Origin of the sequence: Pseudovibrio sp. Ad13, from assembly GCF_001623225.1 — a bacterium.
In the GTDB taxonomy this organism is placed as follows: domain Bacteria; phylum Pseudomonadota; class Alphaproteobacteria; order Rhizobiales; family Stappiaceae; genus Pseudovibrio.
This window is the reverse complement of the sequence record NZ_LMCC01000005.1, coordinates 108,217-124,937: the sequence shown is the minus strand read 5'-3', so window position 1 is coordinate 124,937 and position 16,721 is coordinate 108,217. Positions and strand designations below refer to the sequence as shown.

Here is a 16,721-nt window from a genome sequence, read left to right as displayed (position 1 = left end):
GGACGTTTAGATACACCGAAGTGGCCAGCGCGAAATATTGCGATAATCTCCGCCAAACTCAAGCAAAATATGCGGGATTAATCCGCAACCAGAGGTAAAATCTATAATTTAGGCAATGTGTGTCTTGGGCGCCTTACTCCAAGGCCATCTTTGTGCACAAGTCACTGCGAACACAGCGTCCGGTTACTGCTTCCAGAAGGCGAACTGAAAGCCAACAACGAGTTGACGCAGGCCGATGGCCGCTCCGGCGATGATAGAGAGCATAACAACGGGTGCGCTGACTGCGAGTGTCGAGAAGGCTGATATGCACTGTCCGATGGTGCAACCCAGAGCAATCACGCCGCCTGTGCCCATCAAGAACCCTCCGAGAATCTGGCGCCTGAGTTCGCGGGGATCATCGCAGGCTTCCCATCTGAAGTGGCCTTTGAGGAGTGAGCCAAGAAATGCCCCACTGAGGACCCCGAAGACAGAACCCACAGCGAAAGACAGGCCGCCACCAGATGCGGTCATGAGATACATGAGGGTATCGCCCACCGGGACTGTGAAGGAATGGCTGGCTACTGAAACTTCCTCAAAGCTTTCTTCAAAGAGATAGCTGGTTGCGACCCAACCGAGGACGATCGCAAGAGCGACGGCCAATGAGGCGATAATGGCCTTCGGGCTTTGGCGAAACTCTTTGTTGCTGACAGCGAACAGGCCAATAGCTCCGGCAATGAACAGGGCGATGGTCAGTTCTGAGAGTTCCAGCCTTTGAGCAAGAGCGTGCGCGATGCCTGTTGAGCCAACATTCGTGACCTCAGTTGGAAACAGGAGAACCCGCAGATAAGCTGTTGGCCCCCCAACCGCCATGGCCGCTGAAATGGCAATCACCAGGGAGAGTACGAAGTACCGCATATCTCCCCCGCCTAAGCGCGCCAAAGCACCGAAACCGCAAGATCCTGCCATCGCCATGCCATAGCCAAACATCAAACCACCGACGACACCGGCGAGCGGGTTCCAGCTTTGGGTGAGATAGATGGTTTTATCCAGAGCAATCAGGCCGAGATCTGCCATCAGAAATGTCGATGCAATTGAGATGGCGATTGCGAAGGCCCACATGCGCATGCGCAGCCATTCTTTGCCATAAAGGGCGTCTTCAATCGCGCCAAGTGTGCAGAAACGGCCCAGACGTGCAGCAAGGCCAAGCAAAACACCACCCGCAAGGCCTGCGAGTGCCGCAAAAATCTCCTCGGACATTTGACCCCTCCCAAGACCAAAACGCCGGAGCTTGAATTTTATTTATCGCTGTTTTCTTCGGTGCAGAACAACTCGAAAATCAGGTCCAGAACCCGAGCTGCCCGTTCATCCTTGAGGCTGTAATAGACTGCCTTACCGTCCCTTCGGCAATTTACCAGACCATCCAAGCGCAAACGTGCAAGTTGCTGACTGACCGCAGACTGACGAGACGACAGAAGCTGCTCCAGCTCTGTTACAGACTTTTCGCCCGTAACGAGATGACACAGGATCATCAATCGGCCTTCGTGTGTCAATGCTTTCAGGAAATCAGTTGCATCCTTGGCATGGCCAACCATGCGCTCGATGTCTTCTTCTTTCATCCCACGTTCAATCATGGGTATAGCCATTAAACCAAATCCTGCAGACCATTTGGAACGGAGTGAGCAAGGTCAGTTAAAGTTGAATAAATTACAGCTGACCTTACAGCACACCTTTGAAGTGGTGGCATACGCCGAATGCAATCATTTTTCAACCATTGCACAGCGAATACCTTTTAGAAGTCCAGCAAATCCGAGATTTCCTCTAGGCCACTTTGGGCACATTCTTCATCAACTTTTGGAGAGGGCGCACCGGAGACACCAATTCCGCCAACAATAGCACCCGCAGATTCGACAGGAAGACCACCACCCAGTGCCACAGCACCAGGGATATCACGCAGACCTGCCGACAGATTTCCTGCCTTGATCCCTTGCTGAATTTCCAGTGTAGACCCGCGGAAACTTACCGCAGTCCACGCTTTTCCGCGTGCTGTGTCGACCGTATGAACGCCAGCATACCGATCCCGGATTGCTGCTTGTGTCTGGCCGAAGCGATCAACGACAACAGCAGAGATCTGATAGCCCCCTTCACGGCAGGCTTCCATGGTGGCAACGGCAAGCTTCATGGCAATTTCCGGCTTCAAAGACTTGAAGCTGACAAAGGCGGATTCATCTTCTGCCTGCGCAACGCTGAAGCCTGCGGACACTGCGAGTAATGCCGCCCCTGTGATGACTGATTTCATTGAGTTCTCCCAACTGAGTTATGCCCCGGACTGACCGGGAAAGATGAATTTCTTTTCAATATTGTTATTGAGCAGACTGAAGCATCTGGTTCAGGGCGGGGTAGAAGAAGTCTTCTCCCGGGTAACCTTCAATCCGCTGGACTTCGGCACCGTCAATTAAAAGGATGAAGGTTGGCGTAAACCGCGCCTTTCCTTTCAGAGTCACGTCTTTGGGAATCGGATCATCAATATCCATCCGCATCAAAGGGGCTATTTGCCCCTCCTCTGTTTTACCGTAGGCTCCACCAATTTCCTTTTCCCAGCGTTCACACCAAGGACAGATTTCATCCTCGACCATGAGCAATTTCATGGTTGAACCAGCTGCTTGGGCACTGCTGAAAAGAAGGGCGAAAATAACAAATGAGATCCAACCAAAATTGCTCATGATATCCACGATTGACATTTTAAAATCTATGATATCTAAATATTCTAATAATAGAATGTGTTTTTAGCAAGTGCCCATATGTATCCAGATCTAACTATCATTGCGGCGGGGAGCGCGGGGTTACTCTCGTTCCTATCGCCTTGTATTTTACCGATTGTGCCGTTCTACCTTTGCTACATTGCAGGCATTGGAATGAACGAGCTTTCCGGTGATGGGGTCACCCCCGCCATCCAGCGACGTGTTGTTTTTACGTCCTTTTTCTTTGCTGCCGGTATTCTCACAATCTTTGTTGGCCTTGGCGCGACAGCAACAGTCTTCGGCCAGTTGCTGCGAGACTGGTTTGATGTGCTGCGCTACATGGCTGCTGCTGTCATCTTTGTTCTTGGCCTCCATTTTGTCGGCATCATCCGGCTCAATCTGCTGCTGAGAGAAGCCCGACTCGATAGCTCATCAGCCCCTGCTGGAATCATTGGTGCTTACTTTGTGGGGATGGCCTTTGCCTTTGGCTGGACGCCCTGTGTTGGTCCGGTTCTGGCGACTATTCTGTTTACCGCTGGTGCCAGTGATGATGTTTCTCAGGGCATGTTGCTGCTGTTTGCTTATGGGGTTGGCATGACGCTACCGTTTATTCTGGCAGCTGTTTTTTCAAAGCCATTCCTGAGTTTCATGGGTCGTTTTCGGAAGTACCTTGGTGCCATCGAAAAAGGCATGGGCGTTCTTTTGATTATTTTTGCGGTGTTGATCGGGACAAACACCGTTTCCTGGATTGCAGAACAAATGATTGAGTATGCGCCAGGACTGACATCTTTAAGCTGAGACGTGTCTATCTTTCGAAAACCATAGAGGAGTTCTCGGGTGCGGTGCGTTATGGGAGGGATCGATGCTTAAAAAACTAATGCTTGCTGCAGCGATGATTTTCGCCAGCATGACGCTGAGCTTTGCTGAGGTTGGAGAGGACGGTCTCCACAAACAACCATGGCTTCGCCTTACCTTCAAAGACCTTAGAGAGGACCTTGCTGCTGCCAATGAAGAAGGCAAACGCATGGTTATTCTCTTTGAGCAACGCGGCTGCATTTACTGCTCCCGCTTGCATAAGAATGTCTTCAGCGATCCAGAGGTTCGCAAGTTCATTGAAGACAACTACTTCGTGGTTCAGATGAACCTGTTTGGCGATGAAGAGGTGACGGACTTCGACGGGGAAGTTCAAACCGAGAAGAACATCGCACGTCGCTGGGGCGTTGTGTTCACCCCCACCTTCCTGTTCCTACCTGAAGAGGTTGGGACAAACAGAACAGCAGGGACTGCCTCTGTGCAGACTATGCCTGGTTCATTTGGAAAATGGACCACCCTCAACATGCTCCGCTGGATCAAACAGAAGGGCTATGAGGGCGAAGAACATTTTCAAAAATTTCATGCACGTGAATTTTTGAAACAAAAAGCAGCCTCAGAATAGCGTTTTCACTCAACTATTTAGACTAAGGTCGATATATTAACATATTCAATTATGTGAATTTTAAGTTGAGTGTTTCTACGTATATGAGTAGCATAAAAAAATTGAATCGCTGCAATTGGGAGGGAGCAATGAAGGCGATTGCCAAAACTATAGCGGCTGCAACGCTGCTGATTTCAGGAAGTGCCGTTGCCGGAGTTGTTGCTCCAGGTAACGTTCAATTTGTCGAGGCAGCTGTGCCGGTGTCTTTGACCGGAGCGGTTGGTGACCCAGCCAAGGGACGGGAATGGTTCGCCAACCGTAAACTGGGAAACTGCCTTGCCTGTCACGCGAATGATGATCTTGCTGAAGAGCAATTCCACGGAGAGATAGGTCCGTACCTTGAGGGTATCGGAGACACCTACACCGACGCGGAATTGCGGGCGATTGTTGTCAACTCGAAGGAAGTCTTCGGGGAAGCGACCATTATGCCTGCCTTCTACAAGAGCGAAGGTTTGAACCGCGTGGCAAAGGAGTTTGCGGGAAAGACCATTCTTTCAGCAGAGCAAGTTGAAGACATCGTCGCTTATCTGGCGACTTTGAAAGAATAGGCGCGTTTGCCTTGAGCGTGCTGCATTGCTGACCAGTTGTGCATCACGCCCAGAATTATTGCTTAAGCGTATTTTCCCAAAGAGTGCTCAGCGCCTGTTGGGGAGATACGCTCCAAGGAGGATTTTTAATGACTGTTACCAGACGTGAAGCGCTTGGTTTGGCAGTGGGAGGCGCAGCCGCTCTGACGACACTGCGTTTTACCGCGCCTGCGTTTGCAGCAGGCAATGCTGTTGAAGATGCAATTATGGAGTTCACTGGCGGCGCGAAGCCGGGAAGCGGTGACATTGCCATTGGTGCACCAGAGATTGCTGAAAACGGGAACACTGTTCCGATTGAAGTGTCTGCGCCGGGTGCAACCTCCATCATGCTGCTTGCAGCAGGCAACCCGAGCCCGGGTGTTGCGACATTCCATTTCAGCGCTCTTTCCGGCGCTCAGGAAGCCAAGACCCGTATTCGCCTTGCGAAAACGCAGGACATTGTCGCCATTGCAAAGATGCCGGACGGGTCCGCCATCATGACAAAGCGTAGTGTCAAGGTCACCATCGGTGGCTGCGGCGGTTAATCAGAAAAGGCATTGAGAAACACATGGCAAAGGTAAAACCACGCGTCAAAGTGCCTAAAAAGGCAAGCGTAAACGAGGTCGTGACCATCAAGACACTGATCTCGCATCCGATGGAATCTGGTCAGCGCAAGGACAAGAAAACCGGCGAGACCATTCCACGCAAGATCATCAATAAGTTTGCTGCCAGCTTTAATGGCGAGCCCGTGTTCATGGCAGATATTGAACCTTCTGTTTCTGCGAACCCTTACATCGAGTTTCAGATGCGGATTCCAGAGTCTGGAGCGGTTCGGTTTGAATGGACGGATGATGACGGCTCGGTCTACGACATGGAAAAGAAAATCACGGTCGCCTAGGCAGCCATTCTTTGGGAGGAGAAGGGTATGAAAAGGACGGTTTCAATACTCGCTGGGGGGCTTCTTTTCGGCACACTTAGCACTGCTGCGCTTGCAGATGACGGACGCGAACTTGTCATCGATGGCGAAACAATTGCAACCACTGCTGTTCCGGCGGATGACCATCCACTGGACGAGTTGATTTCAGGCTGGCGTTTTCGCTCTGCTGAAACTCAGGCACTGCAAATGGATGACTTTGAGAATCCAGCTTTTGTGGCCATTGAGTATGCTGAGGAAATTTGGGAAACGCCCGCTGGCAAATCCAATCAATCCTGCGCGGATTGTCATGGAGATGCGGATAACTTTACCGGTTTGCGGACCAAGTTGCCGCGCTGGAATGACGAGATGGGCAAGCCTGCCACCATGGAAATGCTGATCAATGCGTCCATCGAGACGCATCAGGGAGCAGAGCCGTGGAAATGGGAGAGCGCCGAGATGCTGGCCATGACGGCTCTGATCGGTTTGCAATCTCGTGGCATGCCAGTTGCCATGAAGACTGACGGGCCGATTGCTGACTGGGTCAAGAAGGGTGAAGAGCTTTACTACACCCGTGTTGGCCTGCTGAATATGGCCTGTGCCAACTGCCACGAAGACAATTACGGCAACATGATCCGTGCTGACCATTTGAGTCAGGGGCAAATCAACGGGTTCCCGGTGTATCGTCTGAAGTGGGGCGGACTTGGGTCCATTCATCGCCGGTTTAAAGGCTGTATGGATCAGGTGCGAGCTGAGCCTTACAAACGCGGAAGTGATGAGTTCATTGCTCTGGAAGCTTATGTAACATCTCGCGGGATGGGACTTTCAGTCGAGACCCCATCTGTTCGTAACTAGGTGCATTCCACTTGATTGAGAAATCAAGTGATAAGAATTCGCTCATGCTAAATAGTGGTTTTGGAGGTTGCTCTTATGCAGCAACCTCCTGATCTAAAACAATTTTCGAAATTCTAATAACCTACGGAGGGTGCGGAGATGATCTCGCGCCGTGATTTCTTGCAGGCTGGTGTCGCTGCAGCCGCTATTTTTGGGGCTGGTAGTTTGCCAGTGCTGGCCGCGCGTCAGGCCCTGACACAGAACCAATTTCTGGACTTCAAAACCACCGGCAATGTGACCATCATCCACTTTACGGATTGTCATGCGCAGGTGAAGCCTGTCTGGTTCCGTGAACCCTCCGTGAATATTGGTGTGGGTGCCCAAAAGGGATTGCTGCCGCACATCACTGGTCAGGACCTGCTGAAGGCGTTCAACTACCAGACCGGAACGCCGGAAGCCTATGCCCTCACCTCTGAGGATTTTGTCTCATTGGCCCGTAGCTACGGTAAGATGGGCGGGCTGGACCGGGTGTCGACCATCGTGAAGTCGATCCGGGCAGAACGTCCTGATGCGCTGTTTCTGGATGGCGGTGATACGTGGCACGGGTCCATGACTGCGCTACGCACTGAAGGTCAGGATATGGTCAACCTGATGAACGCGCTCAAACCGGATGCCATGACCTCTCACTGGGAGTTTACCTACGGTATTGATCGCGTCAACGAGATCGTTGAGGAACTGCCCTTCCCGTTTTTGGGAGCCAACATCTTTGACAATGAGTGGGACGAACCGGCGTTCGAGCCCTACAAGATTTTCGAGCGTGGCGGGGCCAAGATTGCTGTGATCGGTCAGGCCTTCCCCTATATGCCAATCGCCAATCCGGGCTGGATGTTCCCGAACCTTTCCTTCGGCATTCGTGAAGCGCGTATTCAGGAGATGGTTGCGGAAGTGAAGCAGGAAGGCGCTGATGTTGTTGTCCTGCTCAGCCACAATGGTTTTGATGTAGACCGCAAGGTGGCACAGCAGGTTTCCGGCATTGACGTGATCCTGAGCGGTCACACTCATGATGCGGTGCCGGAGCCGGTGAAGGTCGGTGAGACCATGATCATCGCATCTGGCTCCAATGGTAAATTTGTGTCTCGTCTGGATCTTGACGTCGACAAGAACGGCATCAAAGACTTCACTTACAAGCTGATCCCGGTGTTTGCCGATGTGATTGCTCCCGACCCTGAGATGGCAGCTCTGATAGAGAAAGAGCGCGCGCCGTTCAAGGAAGAGCTGGAAGAAGTCATCGGCACAACCGACAGCCTGCTTTACCGCCGTGGCAACTTCAACGGTACGTGGGATGACCTGATCTGTCAGGCGCTGATTGAGGAGCGGGAAGCAGACATTGCGCTATCTCCGGGCTTCCGCTGGGGACCATCCCTGCTGCCGGGTGACAACATCACCCGCGAAGACATCCACAATGCCACCAGCATGACCTACCCAAATGCCTACCGCTCTGAGATGACCGGGCAATACCTGCATGAAATTCTGGAGGATGTGGCCGACAACCTGTTCAACCCGGACCCTTACTACCAGCAGGGTGGTGACATGGTTCGCGTGGGCGGCATGGGTTACTCCATCGACGTTTCTAAGCCGGTGGGTGAGCGCGTGACCAACATGACGCTGCTGAAAACCGGCGAGACCATTGATCCTGCCAAGACCTACGTGGTTTCGGGCTGGGCCTCTGTTGGAGAAGACACCGAGGGGCCTGAGATCTGGCAAGTGGTTGAAGATTACATCAGCCGTAAAGGCACCATCACAATGGACCCCAATTCTACCGTTCGCGTTACAGGCGTGTGAGGCGAACCCTGACAGATTTTGAGATGACGAGTAATTGACATGAGTGAAAGACTAAAGTCACCTACCCGCCGAAACCTCCTGAAAGGCGGGGCCTTACTGAGTGGAGCTGCCTTGACTGGCGCTGCACTTCCAGCACGGGCGAATGACCCGGCCATCACCAATCTGCAGCCATGGATGCAGGAGCTGGGAGACGGTGTTGATGCCATGCCTTATGGCGTGCCCTCGCAATATGAGGCGCATGTGAAACGGCGCACTGTGGAATGGCTGACGGCTGACCGCGTGAGTTCGATCAACTTTACCCCGCTGCATGAACTGGACGGCATCATCACGCCGAACGGCCTGTGCTTTGAGCGTCACCATGGCGGGGCCGCTCATATTGACCCTGCCCAGCATCGTTTGATGATCAATGGTCTGGTGGACAAAGAGCTTGTGTTCACCATGGAAGACATCCTGCGCTTCCCACGGGAGAACCGGATCTACTTTCTGGAATGTGCAGCTAACTCCGGCATGGAGTGGCGCGGGGCGCAGCTTAACGGCTGTCAGTTCACCCATGGCATGATCCATAACGTGATGTACACCGGCGTTCCACTGCGGTTGCTGCTGGAAGAAGCTGGCCTGAAGACCAACGCCAAGTGGTTGATGCCGGAAGGCGCTGATGCCTCTGCCATGACCCGCTCCATTCCTTTGCAAAAGGCTCTGGATGACTGCCTTGTTGCCTTTAAGATGAACGGTGAAGCGCTGCGTCCTGAGCAAGGCTACCCGCTGCGACTGGTGGTTCCGGGCTGGGAAGGCAACATGTGGATTAAGTGGCTGCGCCGCATCGAGGTGGGCGATGAGCCGTGGCACCACAGGGAAGAGACCTCCAAATACACTGACCTGATGGAAAACGGGAAGGCGCGTCGCTTTACCTGGGAAATGGACTGTAAGTCCATCATCACCAATCCAAGCCCTCAGGCCCCTATCCTGCACAAGAGCGGTCATACGGTCCTGACTGGTCTGGCATGGTCTGGTCGCGGCACCATTCCGCGCGTGGACATCACGTTGGACGGCGGCAAGAACTGGCATGCTGCCCGAATGGATGGCCTGAGCTTCGACAAGTCCATGCATCGCTTCTATTTCGAGTTTGACTGGGATGGAAAGCCGCTGCTGCTGCAATCTCGCGCACACGATTCCACGGGCTACATCCAGCCAACGAAAAACGAGCTTCGCGCTGTTCGCGGCGAAAACTCCATCTACCACAACAACGGAATCCACACCTGGTACGTTAGCGAAAATGGTGAGGCGGAAAATGTTGAAATTTCTTAGTGTTCTTGCGACTGGAACGCTGCTGCTCACCAGCGCGGCGACAGCCGGTTCTTTCAATATCGGCCGTGCAGCCACCCCTGCTGAAGTGGCCGCATGGAATATTGATGTACGCCCTGATGGACAGGGATTGCCTGCAGGACGCGGAAACGTGGAGCAAGGCGAAGAGATTTTTGCTGAGCGCTGCGCCGTGTGCCACGGTGACTTCGCAGAGGGTGTTGATCGCTGGCCGGTTCTTTCCGGCGGAGACGGCACGCTGACATCCGATCGCCCGGTTAAGACCATCGGCTCTTACTGGCCGTATCTCTCAACCGTGTTTGACTATGTGAACCGCGCCATGCCGTTTGGCGAGGCGCAGTCTTTGAAGCCAGATGAAGTCTACGCCATCACGGCCTTCCTGCTTTACGCCAACGATCTTGTTGAGGATGACTTTGAGCTGAGCCAGGAGAACTTCACCTCCGTTCGCCTGCCAAATGAAGACGGCTTTTACATGGATGATCGCGAAGAGTCGCCGGTCTTCAAGAAACGCGATGTCTGCATGAAAGACTGCAAAGCGGAAGTCAAGATCACCGCACGGGCTCAGGTTCTGGATGTGACACCGGAAGAGACGAAAGCAGCTGAGGAAGCAGCAGCTGCGACTGAAGCCCCAAAGGCTGAAGACGTTGCTTCTGCAGAACCAGCACCAGTTGCAGAGCCTGCTCCGGAGCCCGTTGCTCTTGATGATGCACTCATCAAGAAGGGTGCTAAGGTCTTCAAAAAATGTAAGGCCTGCCATCAGGTTGGAGAGAAAGCCAAGAACAAGGTTGGCCCGATCCTGAACGATATCATCGGTCAGCAGGCCGCTGTGGTTGCCGGCTTTAAATACTCCAAGGCCCTGAAAAAGCTCAATGGCGACGGCCTTGTCTGGTCTGACGAAAATCTGGATGTTTTCCTGACCAAACCGAAAAAGTTTGTGAAGGGCACCAAAATGACATTCGCTGGTTTGAAGAAGGAAAAAGACCGCATTGCTCTTATCGAATTCCTGAAGAGCCACTCCCAATGAGAGCGTTGATACCTGCCCTCGCCCTCACACTTGGCTTTCTGTCAGGGGCAACTTCGGTTGCCTCTGCTCAGGATATTGCGCGCGGCGAACGCCTGTTTAATGCTTGTTTGCGATGCCACGATGTTGGCAAGGATGCCAAGAACCGCATTGGCCCTCACCTGAATGGTGTGTTTGACCGGAAGGCTGCAACCATTGAAGGCGCGACATATTCAAAGGCCATGAAGCGTGCTGGCGCTGATGGCCTGCGTTGGACAATCGACACGCTGAACATCTACATTCAAAACCCTAAGAACCTCGTCTCCGGTACACGCATGAACTACCGGGGAATGAGAAAGGAAAAAGATCGCTCTGATCTGCTCGCTTATCTACGCCAGTTTTCCGTGAGCCCTGCCAACATTCCAGAGGCTTCTGCCAGCCTTTTGCAGCAGGATGCTCCAAGTCTTCACGAAGAAACTTATCTGGACGGAGATGCTGAATATGGCGAATATCTATCAGGTGAATGTACCAGTTGCCATCAATCCAGCGGAGCGGACAAAGGGATCCCTTCCATCACGGGATGGTCGCAACCAGACTTTGTGATTGCGCTGCGGGCCTACAAAAAGGGGCATAGGCCTCATCCCGTCATGCAGATGATCGCCAAACGGCTCTCGGAGGAGGAGATTGCTGCGCTGGCGGCTTATTTTAAAGAATTGCATTAGAGCGGGACCTTTTTGACTGGCTTTGCTCAAATAATTGTTTTCACGCGTATTCCTATCAAAACCGGAGATACTTCCGGGCATACGCTTTAGGGGAGGAATTGACATATGAGACTGAACCGACGTCGTTTTTTAGGGACTGCAGCGGCAAGCGCGGCGCTCTTGTCCTCTCCTATCGCCCTTGGGCAAAAGCGGCCCCGTGTGGTCATCATTGGCGGCGGTGCTGGCGGGGCGACGGCTGCCCGTTACATTGCCAAGGATTCTGATGGTGCGATTGAGGTGATCCTCATTGAACCCTCCCGTACTTACTACACCTGCTTCTTCTCCAACCTGGCCATTGGCGGTTTTCAACCCATGTCCAAGCTGGCACACTCCTACGGCACGTTGGCCAGTGAGTATGGCGTAACCGTCGTGCATGACTGGGCCTCTGACGTGGACCGTGAGAAAAAGGAGGTTCGGCTCGCAGGCGGCGATGCCATCTCCTATGATCGCCTTGTCCTGTCTCCGGGTATCGACTTTGTAAAAGGAGCGATTGAAGGCTGGGATGTGACTGCCCAGACCAAGATGCCTCACGCCTATAAAGCTGGTACACAGACCCAACTGCTGAAGGCGCAGGTTGAGGCTATGACGGAAGGTGGCACCTTTGCCATGGTCGCTCCGCCCAACCCGTACCGCTGTCCTCCCGGCCCTTATGAGCGCGTCTCCATGGTTGCTCATGTGCTGAAGCAGCGAAACCCGACTGCCAAGATCCTCATTCTTGATCCAAAGGAGAAGTTCTCCAAGCAAGGCCTGTTCATGGAAGGCTGGGAGAACCACTACACAGGTATGGTGGACTGGCTGACCGACGAGTTTACCGGAGGTGTTCAGCGTGTTGACCCGAACACCATGGAAATTGTGCTGGAAGACGAGACCATCAAAGCGGATGTCTGCAACGTGATCCCGGCGATGCGGGCTGGTAGCATTGCCCAACAAGCTGGTTTGACCAACGAGGCAGGTTGGTGTCCGATCGTTCCGGCAACACTGCAAAGCCAGATGGATGAAAACATTCATGTGCTTGGTGATGCGACCCAGAACGGTGATATGCCCAAGTCCGGCTACTCTGCCAACAGTCAGGCCAAAGCTGCCGCCATGGCGATCCGTCACGCCCTCACCGGCTCCCGCGCGTTCAAACCACGGTTCTCCAACACCTGTTGGTCGCTGATCTCACCAGACAACGGCGTGAAGGTTGGCGCAAGCTATGTGGCCACGGATGAGAAGATTGCCAAAGTGGATGGCTTCATCTCCCAAAACAACGAGGACGACGCCCTGCGCAAGCAAACCTACGAGGAAAGCCTCGGCTGGTACGCTGGCATGACTGCGGACATGTTTGGGTAAGGAACTGGGTTGCGGAGCGCTCAGCGGGTTTGAGGTGATGCTGAAAGGACTGCTGAGCGTCTTGGTGGAGGAGGCAGAACTGGCTGAAGTGAGTTGAGCACCTGCTTATGTGTAGGACGCTTGATTTGGCTGGTTCCTCAGAGCTGCGGGCACGTATCAGGAAGGTGCCATGCTATCACCGTACATGTGAGGAGTTCACAAGCTGGCAGGGTAGAGTCACGCTGTTGTTAGCTGACTGCACTTGGCACTTAATGAGCTCAAATCACTTATCCCCGGCGTGCATTCCAGAGCATTTCATCGACTTCATCTGAGATAGGGGGGATAGATTAATTCTATCCCCTTTTCGTGGCATCAGTGCTGAGCCAATGCCTGCTGGAGTTATCCTACAGAACGCGGTCTATCGTTGACGTGTTGCCAGAGCTACTTTCGCGAGCAGTATAAACATAGCAACGCAGTCCCAACGCTAATAACGCAAACGAACGCACATTGGAGCGCAAAGCCGTCACCGCCAGCCGCAACTCTGGTGGTCAGCGCCGTTTTATGCGTGCAGACATCCGCCGCCTATCATTTGCGTTAGTCGCGCAGGAGTTTGACTTCACCATCAAAGAGAGCTCTGATCAACTCGGGACACCTCCGCCAGGCCGTGCGCCAAACAAAGCTGATCTTGAAGGAAGCCGTATCAGGAAACCTTCGACCTCCTCACATAGGTGGCCTGCATTGATCATGCGCGTAGTCGGTTCGAGGTTTTTAAGCGGCGTATTTGCCGCGTTTTGGTGCAACATCGGTCAACGTAGCGGCGGTTTCCACCTGAGCGTGCGGACGAAGGACACCTAATCGCGGATATGATTAAGCTGACGCATCAGTATGGTTAACGTCGGACAACTGCCTTATTGAGAGACGCTGGCTGGCTGATCAACAACAAGAAATCGCTCAATACAATGTTATTTAACCAAATAAAAATAGCTACTTAGTCCTTAAATCTCCTCCCTCCTGACTGATAGTTCTCTACTTATAGAAAGTCATTTCCTGTCTAAACCTCTTGCACTGCGTCTCAACTATGCAACCGCGGTAGTTTCTGTATTTCAAGAAAAACACTCTCTTTAAAGCCCTGCAATATTTGACGGATCAGCTTGACAGGGCGGTCACAGGCTTATAGTTGAATGTATGACTCATATTTAATACGCACCTCCTGATTGTATTGAGAATAGTGGTCTCCATTGTTTAAACCTTCGATAACTATGCCTGCCATTGCGGCGAGTACATTCCATCAAGCGTGTCTGGTGGTCATGGTGCCGTTACTGCAAGATGTCTTTGACCTGACACTCAGTATGATTGGGGTTGTTGTAGGAACAGGTTTGATGGCAACCGCAATCAGTTTGCCTGCTTGGGGACGAATAGAAGCATATATCGGAGCTCTCGGTGCCTTGAAGATCATACTGAGTTTCGCGGTCTTAAGCGTGTCTGCAATTGCGGTCAGCTTTATGCTAGTCAGCTATGCTATAATCTCACCTCTTCTCGGATTAACTGTCCTCATTACGGCCCGAATTGCTTATAGCATTTCAGTTCCAGCTCTCCTTCCGCTTACTCAAGCGATACTCGCAAGAAATTCGCAAAATTCTTCCAAGCTTCTAGCTCCGATAGGTCGTTTGAGTTCTATGACAGGTCTTGGACGACTTGCGGGAAACGCCGCTGTGGCTCCGCTCTTGCTTCTTGGAGGTGTCGCTCCACTCGTTGCTCCGATTCCAGTCTATGCAGTTTGCTTATTTTTCGCACTTAAGCAGTCATCACCAGCAACGACAAAATGCAAAAAGAGCAACGAATACAAAAACCGGATCACACTTCCCAAAACTGCGCTTTTAATTGGATTTGCTCTGCAGTTGTGTCTTGGTGCAACATATGTGCTGCTTGGCCCGCTCATAAAAGAAAGCATGCAACTAAACTCAACTCAGGCAACCACTGTTGCAAGTTATTGTCTTACCGCTGCTGTTCTAAGCGGGTTGGTCGCTCAGTTGGGCCTCTTACCAATCTTTCGCAAGCATGCAGGCATTGTGCAAATCACCAGCGCAATTAGCTTTACGGCAGGCCTCAGTCTGCTTTGCATAGCGCATACGCTTTCTTTTATTGCAATGAGTGCAGCTATCATTGGCGCTTCAGCAGCACTGCTCGCAGCTACTAATTCAGTATATTTGCTGAAACGATTGCCAGCTTCACTCAAAGCAAAAGGGTCGACCACTCTTTCCTGTTCTCAGTTTGCCGGACTAGCCACAGGCTCCCTTCTTGGCGGCTTTGGTGGAGAGACGAGCCTGACCTTAACTTTTTCATTTGCCACCATAATCGCACTTGTTTTTTGCGTAGGTGGTTCCGGGTTCGTGATCAGCCACAAGCCAGTTGCGCGACCTTTGCGTCCCTCTGATATTTGACAGAACACAAAGGAGCCTTGAGATGTCCCAGATCGTCAAGATGCCGAAGAATTCGCAACCAGTTTATGACCTGATCGGACTAGGCATAGGGCCGTTCAATTTGAGCGTTGCCGCACTGGCACAGAGCTCATCACGCATTCGCACAGCATTTTTTGACAGCAAGTCAGAATTCAGCTGGCATCAGGGATTGATGTTTTCGCGATCTGTTTTGCAAACGTCGTTCTTGAAAGACCTTGTCACAGCAGTACAACCGACCAGTGCATACTCGTTTATGGCGTTTCTGGTTGAGAAGAAGAGGTTCTATGACTTTTTAGCTGGCCGTTTCACCGGAGTAACCCGTGTGGAGTTTAATGAATATCTTGCATGGGCTGCTGGCAAGATGAACAATCTTCATTGGAACCACACTGCGCAGGAAATCTCGGTAAAAGACAACCGTCTATCTGTGGCGTTTGAAAACGGACGAGTTGAGCACACTCCCAATCTTGTTGTGGGTACAGGCATGAAGCCTTTTGTACCGCAGTGGGCGACCCCTTACTTGGGTGAAAATTGTTTTCACGCAAGCGGTTACCTCAACAAAGCACGGCAGACAAAAAGTAAGCGTATTGCAGTAATTGGTGGCGGACAAACCGGTGCGGAAATTGTTCTGGACCTTTTGACAAGCAAACAAGCAGCTCCATTGGAAGTCCAGTGGATCAGCAATTTACCCCGGTTCTCCCCCCTAGAAGAAGGTGGGTTTGTTGATCAGGTTTTCACACCTGCTTATGTTCAGAGCTACCAGACACTGCCCAAGCAAAGCCAGCGACAAGAAGTGGTAAACCAGAAGCTCGCGAGTGATGGCCTGACCCCAAGCACAGTCGATGAGCTGTATGCAGAAATCTATCGCCTCAAGCATCTTTGCGCGGATCCTTGCACCATCACCTTGCTGCCGGGACGGGACGTAAAAGCCATGGAACAGCAGGGAACCGGCTACCGGCTGACCTCAAACTCCACGATCAGCGGTCAGACGGAAACGCAGCACGTGGATCAGGTCATACTAGCGACAGGGGCAAGGCCAGCGCTTCCGGAGTTTATGACGCCGCTCTTACCGCGCCTTTCGTTAGATGAAAATGGCCTGCCGGAACTGGATGCATCCTACCGACTGCAATGGGACGGACCAAGAAACCTTCAGATTTTTGGGTTAAATCTCGGCCTTTCCTCTCACGGCATTGTGGATCCGCAAATGAGCCTCATGACGTGGAGGAGTGCGACCATATTGAACGCTGTTGTTGGAGAGCCTCTCTTCGATCTGGAAGAAGACAGCGAATTAATCGATTGGCCAAGTGTGCCACGAGCGGAAATCTTAAATCAGGTCATACCAGCCTGAACTGCTGATTAAATCATTAATTGCTCTATTCATCAGGTTCGCCATGAACAAAACCTTAGTTTACACTCAGGCAAACAATCGTCCTGTGTCTGTACCTCCGACACCTTCACAAAGGGCTGAGCAAGCCACTGCAAGTGCATTCTTAAATGCGCTCTTGCGCGAATGGTCAGGCTGGTCCT

General features: G+C 52.3%; 17 protein-coding genes and 1 pseudogene. 14 read left to right on the top strand and 4 right to left on the bottom strand.

What is annotated here, in order from left to right; translation table 11 throughout:
* Positions 1 to 183 precede the first annotated feature (183 nt).
* The 4 genes from PsAD13_RS07420 to PsAD13_RS07405 form a co-directional block, all read right to left on the bottom strand.
* Positions 184 to 1,236, bottom strand: a complete 1,053-nt coding sequence (locus PsAD13_RS07420) for a YeeE/YedE family protein (protein WP_063317754.1) — start codon at positions 1,234 to 1,236, stop codon at positions 184 to 186.
* 38 nt (positions 1,237 to 1,274) lie between these two features.
* Positions 1,275 to 1,622 carry a metalloregulator ArsR/SmtB family transcription factor gene (locus PsAD13_RS07415; protein WP_063287076.1) on the bottom strand — a complete coding sequence of 116 codons (348 nt, stop codon included), beginning with the start codon at positions 1,620 to 1,622 and terminating at the stop codon, positions 1,275 to 1,277.
* A gap of 146 nt (positions 1,623 to 1,768) precedes the next feature.
* Positions 1,769 to 2,275, bottom strand: coding sequence for a heme-binding protein (locus tag PsAD13_RS07410; protein ID WP_063317753.1), 507 nt, complete (start codon positions 2,273 to 2,275; stop codon positions 1,769 to 1,771).
* 64 nt (positions 2,276 to 2,339) lie between these two features.
* Positions 2,340 to 2,717, bottom strand: coding sequence for a thioredoxin family protein (locus PsAD13_RS07405; protein ID WP_244275122.1), 378 nt, complete (start codon positions 2,715 to 2,717; stop codon positions 2,340 to 2,342).
* Positions 2,718 to 2,777: 60 nt separating this feature from the next.
* On the opposite strand from PsAD13_RS07405, the gene PsAD13_RS07400 reads away from it, so the two are divergent.
* From PsAD13_RS07400 to PsAD13_RS07335, 14 genes and pseudogenes are all read left to right on the top strand, one after another.
* Positions 2,778 to 3,515, top strand: coding sequence for a cytochrome c biogenesis protein CcdA (locus PsAD13_RS07400; RefSeq protein WP_063317752.1), 738 nt, complete (start codon positions 2,778 to 2,780; stop codon positions 3,513 to 3,515).
* Between the two features lie 64 nt (positions 3,516 to 3,579).
* Positions 3,580 to 4,152: a thioredoxin family protein gene (locus PsAD13_RS07395; protein ID WP_063317751.1), complete on the top strand. Its 573-nt coding sequence runs from the start codon at positions 3,580 to 3,582 to the stop codon at positions 4,150 to 4,152.
* Between the two features lie 128 nt (positions 4,153 to 4,280).
* On the top strand, positions 4,281 to 4,739 hold the full coding sequence (gene soxX, locus PsAD13_RS07390; protein ID WP_063317750.1) for a sulfur oxidation c-type cytochrome SoxX: 459 nt from the start codon (positions 4,281 to 4,283) through the stop codon (positions 4,737 to 4,739).
* Positions 4,740 to 4,867: 128 nt separating this feature from the next.
* The gene (gene soxY / locus PsAD13_RS07385; RefSeq protein WP_063317749.1) at positions 4,868 to 5,302 is read left to right on the top strand and encodes a thiosulfate oxidation carrier protein SoxY; all 435 of its coding nucleotides are present in this window, start codon (positions 4,868 to 4,870) and stop codon (positions 5,300 to 5,302) included.
* A gap of 23 nt (positions 5,303 to 5,325) precedes the next feature.
* Positions 5,326 to 5,655: a thiosulfate oxidation carrier complex protein SoxZ gene (gene soxZ, locus PsAD13_RS07380; protein ID WP_057463825.1), complete on the top strand. Its 330-nt coding sequence runs from the start codon at positions 5,326 to 5,328 to the stop codon at positions 5,653 to 5,655.
* A 27-nt stretch (positions 5,656 to 5,682) separates the two neighbouring features.
* On the top strand, positions 5,683 to 6,525 hold the full coding sequence (gene soxA / locus PsAD13_RS07375; protein ID WP_057463826.1) for a sulfur oxidation c-type cytochrome SoxA: 843 nt from the start codon (positions 5,683 to 5,685) through the stop codon (positions 6,523 to 6,525).
* A gap of 138 nt (positions 6,526 to 6,663) precedes the next feature.
* A complete protein-coding gene (gene soxB / locus PsAD13_RS07370) occupies positions 6,664 to 8,346 on the top strand; it encodes a thiosulfohydrolase SoxB (protein ID WP_063317748.1) in 1,683 nt (560 codons plus the stop codon).
* 39 nt (positions 8,347 to 8,385) lie between these two features.
* The gene (soxC, locus tag PsAD13_RS07365) at positions 8,386 to 9,651 is read left to right on the top strand and encodes a sulfite dehydrogenase (RefSeq protein WP_063317747.1); all 1,266 of its coding nucleotides are present in this window, start codon (positions 8,386 to 8,388) and stop codon (positions 9,649 to 9,651) included.
* Entirely contained in the window at positions 9,635 to 10,690 is a 1,056-nt protein-coding gene (locus tag PsAD13_RS07360; protein ID WP_063317746.1) for a c-type cytochrome, read from the top strand. The genes soxC and PsAD13_RS07360 overlap by 17 nt, the downstream gene beginning before the upstream one ends.
* The gene (locus PsAD13_RS07355) at positions 10,687 to 11,388 is read left to right on the top strand and encodes a c-type cytochrome (RefSeq protein ID WP_063300056.1); all 702 of its coding nucleotides are present in this window, start codon (positions 10,687 to 10,689) and stop codon (positions 11,386 to 11,388) included. Before PsAD13_RS07360 ends, PsAD13_RS07355 begins: the two co-directional genes overlap by 4 nt.
* A 105-nt stretch (positions 11,389 to 11,493) precedes the next feature.
* Complete coding sequence (locus tag PsAD13_RS07350; RefSeq protein ID WP_063317745.1) at positions 11,494 to 12,759, top strand: NAD(P)/FAD-dependent oxidoreductase; 1,266 nt, start codon at positions 11,494 to 11,496, stop codon at positions 12,757 to 12,759.
* Positions 12,760 to 13,472: 713 nt separating this feature from the next.
* Positions 13,473 to 13,628, top strand: a pseudogene (locus PsAD13_RS28280) (IS3 family transposase); the annotation flags it as partial.
* Positions 13,629 to 13,997: 369 nt separating this feature from the next.
* Positions 13,998 to 15,179, top strand: coding sequence for an MFS transporter (locus tag PsAD13_RS07340; RefSeq protein WP_063317743.1), 1,182 nt, complete (start codon positions 13,998 to 14,000; stop codon positions 15,177 to 15,179).
* Positions 15,180 to 15,201: 22 nt separating this feature from the next.
* Entirely contained in the window at positions 15,202 to 16,542 is a 1,341-nt protein-coding gene (locus PsAD13_RS07335) for a SidA/IucD/PvdA family monooxygenase (protein ID WP_063317742.1), read from the top strand.
* Positions 16,543 to 16,721: the final 179 nt, after the last annotated feature.

Coding starts and splice junctions, on each gene's coding strand:
- PsAD13_RS07350 (WP_063317745.1), top strand. CDS start 11,494: ATGAGACTGAACCGACGTCGTTTTTTAGGGACTGCAGCGGCAAGCGCG.
- soxZ (WP_057463825.1), top strand. CDS start 5,326: ATGGCAAAGGTAAAACCACGCGTCAAAGTGCCTAAAAAGGCAAGCGTA.
- soxY (WP_063317749.1), top strand. CDS start 4,868: ATGACTGTTACCAGACGTGAAGCGCTTGGTTTGGCAGTGGGAGGCGCA.
- PsAD13_RS07355 (WP_063300056.1), top strand. CDS start 10,687: ATGAGAGCGTTGATACCTGCCCTCGCCCTCACACTTGGCTTTCTGTCA.
- PsAD13_RS07405 (WP_244275122.1), bottom strand. CDS start 2,717: ATGTCAATCGTGGATATCATGAGCAATTTTGGTTGGATCTCATTTGTT.
- soxC (WP_063317747.1), top strand. CDS start 8,386: ATGAGTGAAAGACTAAAGTCACCTACCCGCCGAAACCTCCTGAAAGGC.
- PsAD13_RS07335 (WP_063317742.1), top strand. CDS start 15,202: ATGTCCCAGATCGTCAAGATGCCGAAGAATTCGCAACCAGTTTATGAC.
- PsAD13_RS07420 (WP_063317754.1), bottom strand. CDS start 1,236: ATGTCCGAGGAGATTTTTGCGGCACTCGCAGGCCTTGCGGGTGGTGTT.
- PsAD13_RS07410 (WP_063317753.1), bottom strand. CDS start 2,275: ATGAAATCAGTCATCACAGGGGCGGCATTACTCGCAGTGTCCGCAGGC.
- PsAD13_RS07400 (WP_063317752.1), top strand. CDS start 2,778: ATGTATCCAGATCTAACTATCATTGCGGCGGGGAGCGCGGGGTTACTC.
- PsAD13_RS07395 (WP_063317751.1), top strand. CDS start 3,580: ATGCTTAAAAAACTAATGCTTGCTGCAGCGATGATTTTCGCCAGCATG.
- PsAD13_RS07340 (WP_063317743.1), top strand. CDS start 13,998: ATGCCTGCCATTGCGGCGAGTACATTCCATCAAGCGTGTCTGGTGGTC.
- soxA (WP_057463826.1), top strand. CDS start 5,683: ATGAAAAGGACGGTTTCAATACTCGCTGGGGGGCTTCTTTTCGGCACA.
- PsAD13_RS07415 (WP_063287076.1), bottom strand. CDS start 1,622: ATGGCTATACCCATGATTGAACGTGGGATGAAAGAAGAAGACATCGAG.
- soxX (WP_063317750.1), top strand. CDS start 4,281: ATGAAGGCGATTGCCAAAACTATAGCGGCTGCAACGCTGCTGATTTCA.
- PsAD13_RS07360 (WP_063317746.1), top strand. CDS start 9,635: ATGTTGAAATTTCTTAGTGTTCTTGCGACTGGAACGCTGCTGCTCACC.
- soxB (WP_063317748.1), top strand. CDS start 6,664: ATGATCTCGCGCCGTGATTTCTTGCAGGCTGGTGTCGCTGCAGCCGCT.